Annotated in this window: 13 protein-coding genes; 6 read left to right on the top strand and 7 right to left on the bottom strand. The window is 68.7% G+C overall.

Annotated features, from left to right (window positions below):
- Nucleotides 1–428: 428 nt before the first annotated feature.
- The 5 genes from ACLJRM_RS29675 to ACLJRM_RS29655 all read right to left on the bottom strand — a co-directional run bounded on the left by ACLJRM_RS29675 (nt 429) and on the right by ACLJRM_RS29655 (nt 6,487).
- Entirely contained in the window at nt 429–1,415 is a 987-nt protein-coding gene (locus tag ACLJRM_RS29675; protein WP_101612782.1) for a 3-oxoacyl-ACP synthase III family protein, read from the bottom strand.
- Entirely contained in the window at nt 1,412–3,208 is a 1,797-nt protein-coding gene (locus tag ACLJRM_RS29670) for a ThiF family adenylyltransferase (RefSeq protein ID WP_410664921.1), read from the bottom strand. The genes ACLJRM_RS29675 and ACLJRM_RS29670 overlap by 4 nt, the downstream gene beginning before the upstream one ends.
- Nucleotides 3,209–3,505: 297 nt before the next feature.
- Nucleotides 3,506–4,516, bottom strand: coding sequence for a hypothetical protein (locus ACLJRM_RS29665; RefSeq protein ID WP_410664920.1), 1,011 nt, complete (start codon nt 4,514–4,516; stop codon nt 3,506–3,508).
- A gap of 46 nt (nt 4,517–4,562) precedes the next feature.
- Entirely contained in the window at nt 4,563–5,312 is a 750-nt protein-coding gene (locus ACLJRM_RS29660) for an SDR family NAD(P)-dependent oxidoreductase (RefSeq protein ID WP_410664919.1), read from the bottom strand.
- Entirely contained in the window at nt 5,300–6,487 is a 1,188-nt protein-coding gene (locus tag ACLJRM_RS29655) for a glycosyltransferase 87 family protein (RefSeq protein ID WP_410664918.1), read from the bottom strand. Before ACLJRM_RS29655 ends, ACLJRM_RS29660 begins: the two co-directional genes overlap by 13 nt.
- A gap of 133 nt (nt 6,488–6,620) precedes the next feature.
- On the opposite strand from ACLJRM_RS29655, the gene ACLJRM_RS29650 reads away from it, so the two are divergent.
- From ACLJRM_RS29650 to ACLJRM_RS29635, 4 genes are all read left to right on the top strand, one after another.
- The gene (locus tag ACLJRM_RS29650; RefSeq protein ID WP_410603547.1) at nt 6,621–7,526 is read left to right on the top strand and encodes an AraC family transcriptional regulator; all 906 of its coding nucleotides are present in this window, start codon (nt 6,621–6,623) and stop codon (nt 7,524–7,526) included.
- A 78-nt stretch (nt 7,527–7,604) separates the two neighbouring features.
- On the top strand, nt 7,605–8,459 hold the full coding sequence (locus ACLJRM_RS29645) for a carbohydrate-binding protein (protein WP_101612787.1): 855 nt from the start codon (nt 7,605–7,607) through the stop codon (nt 8,457–8,459).
- A gap of 192 nt (nt 8,460–8,651) precedes the next feature.
- Nucleotides 8,652–10,001, top strand: a complete 1,350-nt coding sequence (locus tag ACLJRM_RS29640; RefSeq protein ID WP_101612788.1) for an erythromycin esterase family protein — start codon at nt 8,652–8,654, stop codon at nt 9,999–10,001.
- A gap of 128 nt (nt 10,002–10,129) precedes the next feature.
- Nucleotides 10,130–11,101 carry a sporulation protein gene (locus ACLJRM_RS29635; RefSeq protein WP_101612789.1) on the top strand — a complete coding sequence of 324 codons (972 nt, stop codon included), beginning with the start codon at nt 10,130–10,132 and terminating at the stop codon, nt 11,099–11,101.
- A 39-nt stretch (nt 11,102–11,140) separates the two neighbouring features.
- Here the strand turns inward: ACLJRM_RS29635 and ACLJRM_RS29630 are convergent, their stop codons facing one another.
- The gene (locus ACLJRM_RS29630; protein WP_410664917.1) at nt 11,141–11,728 is read right to left on the bottom strand and encodes a TetR/AcrR family transcriptional regulator; all 588 of its coding nucleotides are present in this window, start codon (nt 11,726–11,728) and stop codon (nt 11,141–11,143) included.
- A gap of 85 nt (nt 11,729–11,813) precedes the next feature.
- On the opposite strand from ACLJRM_RS29630, the gene ACLJRM_RS29625 reads away from it, so the two are divergent.
- Nucleotides 11,814–12,359, top strand: a complete 546-nt coding sequence (locus ACLJRM_RS29625; RefSeq protein ID WP_410664916.1) for a dihydrofolate reductase family protein — start codon at nt 11,814–11,816, stop codon at nt 12,357–12,359.
- Between the two features lie 47 nt (nt 12,360–12,406).
- Here ACLJRM_RS29625 and ACLJRM_RS29620 read toward each other — a convergent pair whose 3' ends face one another.
- On the bottom strand, nt 12,407–13,612 hold the full coding sequence (locus tag ACLJRM_RS29620; RefSeq protein ID WP_410664915.1) for an acyl-CoA dehydrogenase family protein: 1,206 nt from the start codon (nt 13,610–13,612) through the stop codon (nt 12,407–12,409).
- 199 nt (nt 13,613–13,811) lie between these two features.
- Between ACLJRM_RS29620 and ACLJRM_RS29615 the strand changes: the two genes are divergently transcribed.
- Complete coding sequence (locus tag ACLJRM_RS29615) at nt 13,812–14,306, top strand: MarR family winged helix-turn-helix transcriptional regulator (RefSeq protein ID WP_101612793.1); 495 nt, start codon at nt 13,812–13,814, stop codon at nt 14,304–14,306.
- Nucleotides 14,307–14,404: the final 98 nt, after the last annotated feature.

Below are 14,404 nucleotides of genomic sequence, written 5' to 3'. Positions count from 1 at the left end.
ACTCGACTGGCACACCCCACTCGAGAAACTCACCACGCTACTGTCCTAACAGAGCACGTTGCGACCACCACATGAATCCGCCCCACTTTCGCGACATCTGATGTCCCGAAAGTGGCTTTCGCGACACCCGGGCTGGCTGGCTCGCCCCTGGGGTACATGAAGGCCCCCTTCCTTGCGCCTAGGTACAGGAAGGGGGCCTTCATGTACTCGGGGAAGGGGACCTTTGCGCGCTGCCGCCCGTGACTGCTGGGCTGGCGGGTGTCGCTGAGGCTTCGGAGGGAGATCACGTAGTCCGTGAAGGCCTCCTTCACTACCTTCAGGGTAGGCAAGGAGGCCTTCACGGACCTGCGACCAACCCAGCCAGCAGGTATCTAAGGCCCCTTTGGCTAGAACCGTCCTTACCACTCACGAGACAACCTAAAGCACCCCTAAGCCCTGAAGCACAAAGTGCCCCACTGAAAGCCCGCCCCGATCGCCGACACCACGAAAGCGTCGCCCGGCCGCACCGAGCCCTCCGAGAAACCCTTGTGCAGCACGGTGAACACGCCCGCCGAGCCGGTGTTGCCGAGCCGGTCGACGGTGATCGGCGCGCGGTCGCGCGGCACGCCGAGTTTGTCCATCGCCGCCTGCACGATGTTCAGGTTGGCCTGGTGGAGGAAGAAATGGGTCACTTCGTCCACCGTCAGCCCGGCCCGGGCGGTGGCGTTCAGGACGCTGTCCGGCAGGCACCGGGTGGCGGTGTCCCAGACGGTCCTGCCGTTCATTTTGAGGTAGTGCCGCCTGTCCGCGAACGTCGTCGCCCCGGCGGGCTGCCGCGAGCCGCCTGCCGGGATCTCGACGTCGTAGGACAGTTCGGCGCCGAAGTCCCAGCCGAGCAGTCCGGCGCCGGGCGCCGTCGCCCGGGTCAGTACGGCGGCACCGGCGGCGTCACCGAAGAAGACCCGGGTCGTGCGGTCTTCCGGATCGGTCACGCGGGACGCGCTGTCGGCCGCGATCACCAGGACCCGTTCCGCCGCACCGGTTCGCACCAGCAGAGAACCGAGGAACAACGCCTGGACACCGTTCGCGCAGGCCGCTTGCGTGATGTCGAAGGTGAGCGCCCGGAACGCGCCGAGCGCCTCTTTGACGATCAGGGCAGTCGACGGCAGCGGCTGGTCGTAGGTGTAGGTCGCGACGATGATCGCGTCGACGTCCCGCACGGCGCATCCCGCGGCCGCGAGCGCGGGATGCGCGGCGGCCACGCACATGTCCGAGGTGGCGAGATCCGGGGCCAGCCAACGGCGTTCCCGGATCCCGGTGCGGTTCACGATCCACTCGTCGGAGGTGTCGAGGGTTTCGGCGAGCCGCCGGTTGGTGACGACGTCCGGTGGCAGGTGGACGCCGGTGCCGGCGATCCGCACGGGGAGCGCGGTCACGTGACGGTGCTCCGCTCCGGGCTCAGCTGGCGGTCGAGGTCGGTGTAGAACCGGCCGGACGCGCACGGCAGGCCGAGCAGGATGCGCCGCGCGGCCTCGCCGCAGAGCGCGCCGCCCAGCGCGACCCCGGAGGCCAGTTGCGGCCAGCTGCTCAGTGTGCGGCCGAGTTCGCCGAAGGAGGCGGCCAGTTCCGGGCTGATCCGGTCGGCGTCGACCATGGCGAGGATCAGGTCGACCTTCTCCTGGTGGCTCAGCTCGGCGACGTCCACGGATTTGATGTCGCCGAGCAGGCCGTGCAGCAGTGGCCGATCCGGCTCGTGGTCGAAGCGTTCGACGTCGAGCATGCCGCGGTCGTTGCAGTCCATGACGACCGGGATGCGCAGGTCACGGGCGTATTCGCGGGCCGCGATCTTGACCCACGGGGTGTCGCACTCCTCGATCAGGAGGTCGATCCCGCCGGTGAAGAACGCCTCGATGTTGTCCTCGGTCAGGCCGCCCCGGTGGATCTCGATGTCGAGGTACGGGTCGATCTCGAACATCTGGCGCGCGGACAGGACCGCTTTGTTGACACCGAGTTCGTGCACGCCCGCGCGCAGCCGGTTCAGGTTCGAGAGACTGAAGTCGTCGAAGTCCGCCAGCGCGTAGGCGCCGCCGATGCCTTCGAGCGCGAACGTGAGCGCCGCGCTGTTGCCGACCGAGAGACCGATGATCCCGATGCGCTTGCCGAGCAGGCGGCGCTGTTCGGGCCGGTCGACCTTGCCGCGGTTGCGATCCGTGCGCACGAGCCGGAATTCGTCACGCGGCAGGACGTGCACGAGCCGCCGCGACCACGGGTACCAGGCCCACGTGCCGTACTCCCAGTGCGCCAGCCCGGCGAGCTGTTCCCGTTTCCGGTCCTCGATCGCGGCCGTGTCCCGGCACCACGGTTCGCGGCTGCGGATCAGCTCGGCGAGCTGCTCGTCGATGGTGTCGTGGATTTCGCGGACGTCACCGGAGGCCAGCAACGCCGTCAGGGCGGCGAAATCCGCCGGATCGCGGGGTGCGAGCAGGGTCGGACGCCACACGTCGCGATCGGGTCCGGAGGCCTCGGTGAGCGCGGCGGGCGCGGGCCTGCCCGAAGGCGGCCCGGCCGTGAGCGCGGCCGGTGTGGAAGCGGCGATCCGGGGGAATGCGTCCCGTAGCCGGGTGACGAGTTCGTGGTGGCGTCCGGCTCCTTCGGCGACGCGATGGAACATGATCACGACGTCTTCGGTGTACTGCTCGACATAGCGGCGAGTGTCCGGCATGGCGCGGAAACCGAACTGCTCGTGGAAGCGGTCCTGGCCGTCCTTCGTGCCCGAAGTGCCGATCATCGCGTGGGCGCCGAGGTGGTGCGCGGCGCCGATCGCGAGCGCGTTGAGGTACTGCCCGAGCCCGAGTTTCCGGGACCGGTGCTCGACGACGAGCCGACTGTGCTCGAAGACGTGACCGGGCTCGATGCCTTGTGCGGCAAGCAATTCCTCGTACCGTTCGGTGCCGAGGTAGGCCCGCGACTGGAAGCTTCCGCCGGTGGCCGGGGTGGAGAGCCGGATGTAGCCGAGCGGCGGGCCGTCCGGATGCTGCCGCGCGATGAAATGCCAGGCCCCGAAGTCGAGATCCTGGTCGTCGGTGTGCGAACCGTCCGCCCGGCGAAAGGCCGGACGGCGGCCGCGGTCGAACAGGATCCGTGCGCGGAGTTCGCGTACGGAGTCGAGCAGACAGGTGTCGTCCCCGAGGAACGCGGTCACGTTCCACGGGCGAGTGAGCTCCGTCAAGTGATGCCTTTTCTGAGGAAATTGCCGGAATTCGGCGAGATAATCGTGGGAAATATCCGGAAACGCTACGGAAACCGAACTAGCACGGACTGTAGCAGCGCGACGACGGAGCGTTCCGAACGCACGTCACGGCACCGCACACGCACGAGCGGGTGCGGCAATCGTTTACCGTCGGAGACTGCGACACTCCGTCACGATGAAGGGGTCGAATTCGGTGATCCGGACGCGATTCCTACCCGATGGGGTGGCGCACCGTTTCGCAGTGAAAGCACACCCGTCGGGTCCTGGTGATCGACGTCACAGCAGGTGGGTGATGTTCAGCCGGTACCAGGCGTCGTCGGTGACGAGGTGCAGGACCGGGCCGCGGCCGATCATGCGATACCCCTGGGGAAGCGGCTTGCCACCGGGAAGCGCGATCCGGTGTTCGTCGATGATCCGGACTCGGCCGTCCTCCAGCCGTGTCATGACGAGCCTGTCGCGCTCGGGCGAGTAGCCGCCGCAGAAGGCGACGTGCCCACCGGAGACGGCGAGCGCCCGGGCACCGCTGATCTCGTTGTCCCACACCGTGACCACGCCGTTCTCGACGCGCGCCAGGGGGAACTCGCCGTAGTAGCAGAGCCAGGCGGTTTCCTCGTCGACGTTGAGCGCGTAGCAGTCGTCGATGCTGTCCCAGGTCTCGCCTTCGTAGGGGAACCACCAGTCGGGGGAGAGGTCCGGGGCGTACCGGACCAGGCCCGCGTCGCCGAGTGGCGTGGGGCCATCGTCGATGGTGCCCCAGCCGAAGTTGCCCATGACGCCTTCGTCGAAGTAACCGACCCAGATGTTCCCCGCCCGGCTCGGCATGACGTGTTCGATGCCGTCGCCGAAGGTGCTCCTGGCGACGATGGTCCCGTCGGGCTCGTAGAGGACGGCGTTGCGGTCCGCGCCTTCCGGCCGCCATTCCGCACGGGCGCCGACGATCAGGATCCGCCCGCCCGGCATCGCGTGAGCGCTCGGGTTCGCCACCGCGAGTTCGGCGATCTCGGCCACCAGACGGGTGTCCGGCGCATGACGGGTCACTCGCGCCGGGACGGGTCGCGAGGGCCTGGTGGTCGGGAAGATCGCGCCGCCGGGGCCGGTGACGCGTCCCGCGACGGCGTCCACGTCGGCCTTGGCGGCCCACAGCGCGATCAGCTCGCCGTCGAAATCGACCGAAGCCGACAGCAGAGCGTCGCCGGGGACGGCCGGGACCAGCCGGGCACGCCGCACGAACTTCAGCGTCTTGCCGGACTTCTTCCCCTTGCGCCACCAGTTCACGACGATCATCACAACAGCCACCGTCGGCGCGTGCCAACCGAATTCGGCCGGCCCGCGATCACCAGGTGGGATGGGCGGACACGCCGCCGTCCACGATCAGGTTGTGTCCTGTGATCCACGCCGCGAGTGGCGAGGCGAGGAACAGGCAGGCGTTCGCGATGTCTCCGGGGGTGCCCAGCCTGCCCAGCGGCGCGGCCTGCTCCCACCGGCGGACGCCCTCCGGCCAGGCGTCGCCGAGTCCGGGACGGTCGACGAGGCCGGGGGAGACGGCGTTGACGCGGAGGCCCCGGGGCCCGTATTCGAGCGCGGCGGCGCGGGCGTGCATGACCAGAGCGGCCTTCGCGCTGCTGTAGTGCGCGTGCCCCGGCGCGGGCCGGTCCGCCTCGATCGAGGCGATGTGGACGACGCTGCCGCCGCTCATCACCTCGGCGGCGGCCTGCGTGCACGAGAACGCGCTGGTGAGGTTCGCGTCGAGGACGGCGCGCCAGCTCTCGGCCGACATCCCCGGCAGCGGCTCGACCGGCTGCACCCCGGCGTTGTTGACCAGGGTGTCCAGTCGTCCGGTCCAGGCCGCCGCGGCTTCGATCAGCCGGCGGCATTCGCCGTCGTCGGTGAGGTCGGCGGTGAACGCGGCCGCGGTGCCCCCGGCCGCCTCGACGCGTTCGACGAGGGCGAGCGCCGAGGCCTCACCGCGGTGGTAGTGCACGGCGACGGCGCTGCCCGCCTCGGCGAAGCGCAGGGCGATGCCCTGTCCGATGCCGCCGCTGGCACCGGTGACGAGGGTCGTGGTGCCGGTCAGGTCGAGCATCGAAGTCCTTTCCGCAGCGCGAGTACAGCCGAAACGGCGAGGAAGACCAGGCCCGCGAGGACGTAGCAGTTTCCCAGCCATTGCTGGGCCGTCGTCCACGTCTGGCCAGGCCGGTCGAAGGCGGGGAAGTACCGGAACGGCGCCGCGACGAAGATCGTCGCGACGATCCCCGTGACGGCGAGCAAGGTCAGCGCCAGCCGGTGATTCCGGCGGTGGAGCACCGCGCAAGCCGCGGTGGTGAACAGTGCCGGGGCGATCCACACCCAGTGGTGCGACCACGACGTCGGCGAGATGAGCAGGGCGAACGTCGCGTTCAGCAGCAGCGCGGGCACCACGGCCGAGCGGTACATCGTGAGCGTCACCAGCACGAGCAGGACGCCGGTCGCGATGAGCCACCACGGCTTGGCGGAGTCGGCCCCGAGCCGCGCCAGCACGGCCTGCAGGGTCTGGTTGGTGTGGAAGGAGGTGCCGCTGATCCCGGACGCGCCGGCGAATCCGCCGAACCAGTAGCGCGCGGACGCTTCCGGGGCGACCGCGAACGCGACGGCCGAGGCGGCCACGAACGTCCCCATCGCGGTCAACGCGCCACGGAAGTCTTTGCGTACCAGGAAGAACAGCAGGAACGCCATCGGTGTCAGCTTGATGGCGGCGGCGAGGCCGACGCCGATCCCGCGGTAGCGGCCCCGTGCCAGCAGACAGTCTGCAGCGACGAGTCCCATCAGCAGCAGGTTGATCTGACCGAAGCCGAGCGTCTGACGGACCGGTTCGAGGAAGAGCGCCGGGGTGATGGCCAACGACGCGATGAGCAGCGCCTTCCGCCGGTCTCCGGACGGCCACAGACTGCGGGTGATCGCGTAGAAGGTGATCCCCAGCGCGGCCAGGCTGAGTGCGAAGAGCAGCAGTACCGCGCCGGTCCACGGCACCGCGGCCAGTGGGGTGAGCACCAGTGCGGCGAACGGCGGATAGATGAACAGCAGCGGGATGCCCGCCTCGGAGAGCGGCAAGGCGCCATAGAGGTCCCCGCCGCTCCACAGGGTGTCGACGCCGAAGCGGTAGATCTGGAGGTCGCTGTGCGAATCGCCCGCCGTCGCCCAGGCCACGGCACACGCCAGCACGAGGGCGGCGAGCGCGCCGAGCGACCACCGGGCCCGCCCGCGCGACGTGGCTGGAGACATCGCGTGGTGACCCTTCGGACGTGCGTCGACGATCCGACTGTACCGGGCGGTCATATGCGACTTCCGTTGGCAGTCACCGGACCCATATTGGTCTAGACTTTTTATTCCCCAGTGTGGTGAAAGGGACCGGTCCATGCGCGGAACGACGGTGTTGCCCAGGACGCCCTGCCTGAAACCGAAGGCGGGGGAATTGCCACTGCATCGGCTGGAGGTCCGCGCGCCGGACGCCCTGCCGTTCACGGTCGGCACCTTCGACACGATCGGGCCGATGTCGCGGGCGGCTTTCCCGCATCGGCACACATTCTATGAAATCGTCCACGTCACCGGTGGGACCGGTGACCACGTCGTCGATTTCACGCGCTGGGAATTGGGGCCGCCACAACTCGCGGTCATAACACCGGGGCAGGTACATCATTGGGATGCCCGCGATCTCAGCGGATTCGTCGTGTTGTTCACCGACGACTTCCTGCTCGAACATCCGGCGGACCGCGAAACCCTGCGAAGGCTGAGCCAGCAGCCGTGGCGGCTCGACGAACGCGCGGCCGAGGAGACGGCACGGCTGGTCGCCGAACTGGACGAGGAGTTCCGTTGTGGCGGACAGGGTACCGATTCGGTGCTGCGGGCCCTGATGCACGTGCTGATCGTCCGGGCGGGACGGCTGCCGGGACTGGCTGATCCGCGTCCGCCCGCCAGGTCACAGGCGGTGGGAACGGAATTCACCAGGCTGCTCGGCAGGCCCGATCTCGGGCTCTGGTCGGTGGGCGCGCTCGCGGAACGGATCGGGGTCACGCCGGGATATCTGACGGACGCGGTGAAAACGGCGACCGGCCGGACGGCGGCGCAATTGATGCGCGAGGCGAGGACCCGCGAGGCGAAACGGTTCCTGCTCGGCACGGATCTCACCGTGCGTCAGGTCGCCAGCCGGGTCGGATTCGCGGATCCCGCCTATTTCTGCCGGTTCTTCCGGCGGGAAACGGGGTTGAGCCCCGGTGATTATCGCCGGACCGGAGACGCCGCCCCCGAGATTCACCACGACTGACCAACCCAGTCCATCGTCCCGAGCTGATCTTCTCCATACCGTCGAGGGTGATTCCCGAAGCCCCGACGAGGAGCAGGTATGGACGAAGAGAACAAGCTCAGCCGAAAGACTGTGCTGAAGGCCGCGCTCATCGCGGGTGTCGCGGCTCCGGTCGCGCTGATCGGTGGCCCCGCCCTCGCACGCACCACCGTCGCGAGCGGCCAGGTACCCGAGCTGACCCCGTACTGTGACGACGGCGACGACCCGACCATCCCGCAGACCGAAGGCCCCTATTTCAAGCCGAACTCCCCGCAGCGCACCTCGCTGGTCACGGGGAGCACGCCGGGCACGAGGCTCACCGTCTCGGGCTTCGTCTTCGGTCTCGGCTGCCTGCCGATCGCGCGGGCACTGCTGGACTTTTGGCAGGCCGACGTCAACGGCAACTACGACAACGTGGGATACACCTTCCGCGGTCACCAGTTCACGAACGACCAGGGCGCGTTCTCGCTGAGCACGATCGTGCCCGGTCTGTACCCCGGCCGTACGCGGCACATCCACGTCAAGGTGCAGGCGCCCGGCAGGCCGATCCTGACCACGCAGCTCTACTTCCCCAACGAGCCGCGCAACAACACCGACACGATCTTCGACCCCCGGCTGCTGATGACGGTGCGCGACCAGCCGCCCGGCAAGCAGGCCTCGTTCGACTTCGTGCTGAACGTGCCGCAGACGCCGACGTCGACCTCCCGGCCGACCACGTCGAACACGACGACCTCGAACCCGCCCACCACCTCGACCTCCAACCCGCCAGGCGGGACGACCTGGGCGCCGGGAACCGGCTATTCCGCGGGCACCCGGGTCACCTACAGCGGTCGCGGTTACGTGTGCTTGCAGGGGCACACGGCCCAGCCTGGCTGGGAGCCGCCGTCCACGCCCGCGTTGTGGCGCGCGGAGTGACGAGCAGCCGCTGCGGAGGGAGATAAACGCGGGTGGATTCCCGCCGCCGGGACCCACACCCCGGTGGCGGGGTCCACCCGCCTTGCGTGGGGTGGGGTTTTCCCCCGGTCGAAGTCGGAGCTCTGCTACAGCGCGCCACCGCCGATGCGCGGGCGATGATCGCCTACGACATCGAGTGAAGGGGCGAAAGACATGGCAGACACGAAGAAGCGCTGGGGCAGACGCGGAGTGCTGGCGGCCGCGGTGGTGATGACGGGGGCGGTGCTCGCCCCCCTGGCGAGCCCGGCCCTCGCTAGTGAGGCGGAGACGGCCACGTCCTGGCGGGATCCGGTGCGGTCGCTGGAACGGGCGGCGCATCCGCTGCGCTCGACCGAACCCGGCCGGAACACCGCCGACCTGCGGGCGCTGGGCGCGATGATCGGCGGCGCGAAGGTGGTCGGCCTCGGCGAGGCCACCCACGGCTCGCACGAGTTCTTCACCATGAAGGAGCGGGTCTTCCGTCATCTGGTGGAGGAGAAGGGGTTCCGGGCCTTCGCGCTGGAGCTGAGCTGGTCCGCCGGCCTCGAGATCGACGAGTACGTCCAGACCGGCAGGGGCGACGCCCGGGAGATCGCCAAGCGGACGCTGACCGGTTCCCCTTGGGACCGCGAAGAGTTCGTGAGCCTGATCCGGTGGATGCGCGACTACAACCGCGCCCACCCCGGCCGCACCGTGCACTTCGTCGGCGACGACCTCGGCGCACCGTCGGTGAACGACGCGTTCTTCGCCAAGATCACCGACTACGTGGGCAGGCATCACCCGAAGGCGCTGCCCCGGCTCAACGAGCTGTACGCGGGACTGCGCCCGATCGACGACGCCTTCGTCTACCTCCGCAAACCCCTCGACGAGCGGCAACGGCTCGCCACCAAGGCGGAGCAGGCCTTCGAGCTGGTCAAGAGCCTGACGGGCGCGGACGCCTACGACTGGACCGAGCAGCACGCCCGGTTCGTCGCGCAGACCGCCCGGTTCCTCGCCGTCGACCTCACGGACCCGAAGTCGCTGCCCACCGCGCAGATCCTGCGTGACAAGGCGATGGCGCAGAACGTCGCCTGGTGGCAGAAGCGGACCGGGCACAAGATCCTGCTGTCGGCGCACAACGGCCACGTCTCGTACGTCACCGACAACCCGGGTCTGTACCCGAAGACCCAGGGCGCCTTCCTGCGCGAAACGCTGGGCCGGGACTACCTGCCGATCGGTTTCAGCTTCGACCGGGGCTCCTTCCTGTCCAAGGACACGGCGGTCGGCGGCGACTGGAAGCGGTTCTCCGTGCCCGCCGCGCCGTCCGGCTCGAACGAGAACGCCCTCGACAAGGTCCGGTTCGACGACTTCTACCTCGACGTCCGCACCGCGCCGCCCGCCGCCCGTGCCTGGCTGGACACCGCCCGGCCCACCCGCACGATCGGCACGCAGTTCCCCGTCGACCCCGCGGCCATCTCGCTCGGGCGTTCCTACGACGTCGTCATCCACCTGCACGACGTGCGCCAGGCCGATCTGAGAAAGTAGTGACGCCGCGCCCGTTTAGAGGTTTTTAACCCGGTTTGCCTGGCGTGCCGCGGCGGATCTCGGTAGTAGTCGAAGTGTTCGCTTTCGCGGCACCCCAGTTTCCAGTAAACCAGCGGAGGAAATCCCTGATGTTCAAACGGATGCTCAGCGCCTTCGGGGTCGGCGGCCCGTCCGTCGACACCGTGCTCGACTCACCGCACGCCGTTCCCGGCGAGGTGATCACCGGCCAGGTCCGCATCCAGGGCGGTTCGAGTGACGCCCAGATCGAAGAGATCCTGCTTTCGCTGGTGACCAGGGTCGAGGTCGAGCACGGCGACCACGAGCGCGCGGGGACCGCGGAGTTCCTGCGGGTCAGCGCGGGCCGGAAGGTGAAGGTGACGGCGGGGCAGCTGACCACCGTGCCGTTCCAGATCGCCCTGCCGTGGGAGACGCCGGTCAGCGCGGTCGGCGGTCGTGAGCTGCCGGGCATGGTCGTCGGCGTGCGGACCGAGCTCGTCATCGCCGGGGCGCCGGACAAGGGCGACCTCGACCCGCTGCTGGTCGGGCCGCTGGAGTCGCAGGACCGGGTGCTGGAGGCGTTCGGCGAGCTGGGCTTCTCCTTCCGCAGCGCCGACGTCGAAGCCGGGCGCCTGCACGGCGTCCGGCAGGAACTCGGGTTCTTCCAGGAGATCGAGTTCTTCCCGCCGTCGCGCTACGCGGGCCGCGTCAGTCAGGTGGAGCTGACCTTCGTCGCGAGCCCGAGCGAGCTGGTGGTGATCCTGGAGGCCGACAAACGCGGCGGCATGTTCCGCTCCGGCGGTGACACCTTCGGCCGCTTCCACGTCTCGCACGAGGAAGCCCTGCGCACCGACTGGGCCGCGGCGATCGACGGCTGGCTGGCCAAGGTCGCCGAGTCCGGCGGCGGGCACGCCATGTTCGGCGGTCACCAGGGCCACCACGGCCACGACCACGATTACGACCACCACGGCGGGCACGGCAGGCGTGGCATGGGCATGGGCGGCGTGGTCGCCGGCGCCGCGGCCGGTGTGGTCGGCGGCATGATCCTCGGCGAAGTCATGGAAGACGTCTTCGACGGCGGCGACGAGGGCTTCGAGGAGTGATCCGGCTCCTGGGCACGCCGGTTCCGGCGTGCCCAGGGGTCACTTCGCGGTCAACGGAGCCAAGGCGGCGTCGACCGCGTCGGTGAGCCGGCGCGGATCCGCCTCCGCCCTGGCCACCACGTGCAATCCCTGCATGACGACGAGCAGGAGGCGCGCCTGCGCCCCGCAGTCGAGATCGGCGCGGACCTCCCCTGATCGCTGAGCGGCTTCGAGTCCTTGCGCGATACCGGTTTCCAAGGCCTCGAATCCACTGTGGACCATTTTCCCGGCCGCTTCGTCGCCGGGGAGCAGTTCGGCGGCGGTGTTGCCCAGCAGGCACCCGCGTCCCGGGCTTTCCCGTGCCGCTTCCAAGACGCTGAGCAGAAGCTCGCGAAGGTGGGCGAGAACAGGACCTTCGGCGAGAGCGGCCGCCTGATCCCCGGCTCCGCCCGCGTAGCGCTCCAGTGCCCGGAGGAAAAGCGTGTGCTTGTCGCCGTACGCGGCGTACAGGCTTCCCGGCAGGACGCCGAGTTCCTCCTTGAGATCCCGCAGTGACGTCGCCGCGTACCCCCGCCGCCAGAAGACGTCGAGAGCTCCTCCGATCACTTCGTCCTCGTCGAAGGACCGTGGCCTTCCCGTGCGTGGCATGCCGCCATCCTACGACTTCTTGACAGCTCGTTCAAGAAGTGTACGTTGACTTCTTGTTCAAGTGTTCAAGAAATCGGGAGTTCTCATGGGACGTCTCTTCCTGCACGTCAACGTGTCGCTCGACGGCTACATCGCCGACGCCGCGGGGGACATCGACTGGCACTTCGCCGACGACGAGTTCCAGCGGCATATCGACGAGCTGCTGGAGTCGCTCGACGGCATGGTCTTCGGCCGCAAGGCCTACGAGGAACTCGCCGCCTTCTGGCCGACCGCGGGCGACGAGGTCTCGGCGACCCAGCGGCGCCGGATGCACGAGCTGCCGAAGTACGTCCTGTCGCGCACCCTCCGGGCCACCACCTGGCACAACTCCCACCTGCTCGAAGACGCCTCGGCCCTCGCTGATCTCGAGGGTGACGTCGCGCTGTTCGCCGGGGGAAGGGCCGCGACGTCCGCCGCCCGGCTCGGGCTGCTCGACGAAGTGCGGCTCGTGGTGAACCCGGTGCTCCTCGGCGGCGGGACACGCCTGTTCGACGGTGAGTACCCGAAGAAGACGCTCACGCTCGTCGACGAACGCCGATTCGCCTCAGGTGCGCTGCTGCTCACCTACGCCGTCGCGCGGGACGATCGGTAAGGGGGTGGTCCGGGCAGTGGGTGCCCGGACCACCGCGAACGGGTCGATCAGGTGTACCAGGTGGGTTCCGGAAGTTCGTTCAACAGCGCGTACGCACCGACCTCGCGGCGTTTGTAGGCCACCGGGTCGTGGAGCGAGTGCGTGCGCAGGTTCCGCCAGAACCGGTCGAGGCCGAATTTCGTGGCGCTCGCCCGGGCGCCGGTCAGCTCGAAGACCTTCGTGCCGATTTCGAGTCCGGTGTCGATCACGCGCTGCTTGGCGGCGGCGATGAGGACCGCGACCTCACCGCGCGCTTCGGGCGTGAGATCTTCGCGCGGCGCGTGCAATACGGCCGAGATCGCCGCCCCGGCCTTGTCCACCAGCGCCTCGGCGGCCCACAGTTTCGACTGGAGATCGCCGTAACCGTCGAGGATGTACCACTCCTCACCGGAAGAGGCCTTGTTGTCACCGCCGTACGGCCACGCGCGGGTGTGCTCGCGGGTGTACGCCAGCGCGGTTTCCAGCGCGCCTTGGGCGATGCCGAGGTAGAAGTTGGCGAACACCAGCTGGATCGCCGGGACGTTGAGCGTGTTGTAGGTCAGCGGGTGGAACTTCTTGTCGACGTAACCCGCCGCGCTCGCCCACGGAACGCGCACGTCGGTGATGGTCACGCTGCCCGACTCCGTGAGCCGCTGGCCGATGTTGTCCCAGTCGTCGTGGAAGACGATCCCGTCCTGTTCGGACGGAACGATGGCGAAGATGTGGTCCTCGGTGCCTTCGAGGACGCCTTCCAGCACGGTCAGATCGGAGACCTTGCTGCCGGTGGAGAACGACTTGTGTCCGTTGTAGACGATCTCGTCGCCGTCCTCGGTGATCTTCAGGTCGGAATCGCGCGGGTTGACCGCGCCGCCGAAGACGAAATTGTTCCGCGTATACAGTTCTTCGACCGCGGCGACCTGTTCGTCGGTCGCCACCAGCCGTGCGGCCCAGGCCCAAAGATAGTGATAACCGAGCAGTTGCCCGATCGAGCCGTCGCCGCGCGCGACCTCGCGGGTCACGCGATAGGCGGTCTCCCAGCTCTGGCCGCCACCGCCGTGCTCGACCGGGCCGAGCAGCGTCACCAGCCCGGAATCCTTGAGCAACTGGACTTCCGCATGGGGAGTTCCGTTTTCGCGGTCGCGCTCGGCCGCGTCCACCGCGAGCCGGTCGGCGACCTCCTTCGCGGCGGCCAGCCATTCGGTGGTGGACCGGACCCGGTTCTCGGTCGTGGTCATGGATGAATTCCGTTCTGTGCGAGGGCGAACGGGAATTCCGGGCAGGGCGGAGCGCCCGGAATTCCAGGGTGATTCTCAGAGTGAACGCGGAAACTGCTTCAGGCCGGACAGAGAGTGCCTTCCATGCGTCCGAGTAGAGCAGCGGCGCTACGGGGTGTCAACGAACGTCCGCGCTCTGAGACCGGGGTAATCTCCGGGCGTGCCGGATCACGTTGACCACATTCTCAGCCAGTGGGCGGAAGCCCGTCCCGACCTGGACGTCTCCCCGATGGCCGTCATCGGGCGGCTGTCCAGGTTGACCCGGGTGCTGGACGGTGAACTGCGCAAGACGTTCGCGCGGCACGACCTCGACCGGTCCTCGTTCGACGTGCTGGCCACCTTGCGCCGCGGCGGCACGCTGACCCCGGCCGACCTGATGCGCTCGGCGATGATCACCTCCGGCGCGGTCACCCAGCGGCTCGACCGCCTCGAGGAACGCGGCCTCGTGGTCCGCGCGCCCGACGAGACGAACGGCCGCCGCGTCCTGGTGGATCTGACCGCAGAGGGGCGCGAACTCATCGACCGGGCACTTCCCGATCACGTCGACACGGAGCATCGGCTCCTGAGCGCGGTCAGCCCCGAGGAGCGGGACCAGCTGGCCGTCCTGCTGCGAAACCTGTTGCAGTCACTGGGAGACGTCGCCCTGGAGGACTGATCCTCGCGACCGTTTGACTTAGCGCTAAGCATCAAATAGCTTAGCGCTAAGAGGTGTGCGGGGTCGTCCCGTGTGCCGCCGATCTTCTGGGGATGAAG

This window comes from Amycolatopsis sp. lyj-84, from assembly GCF_046549075.1.
GTDB lineage: Bacteria > Actinomycetota > Actinomycetes > Mycobacteriales > Pseudonocardiaceae > Amycolatopsis.
The sequence above is the reverse complement of the archived record's forward strand: the minus strand, read 5'-3'. Positions and strand labels throughout refer to the sequence as shown.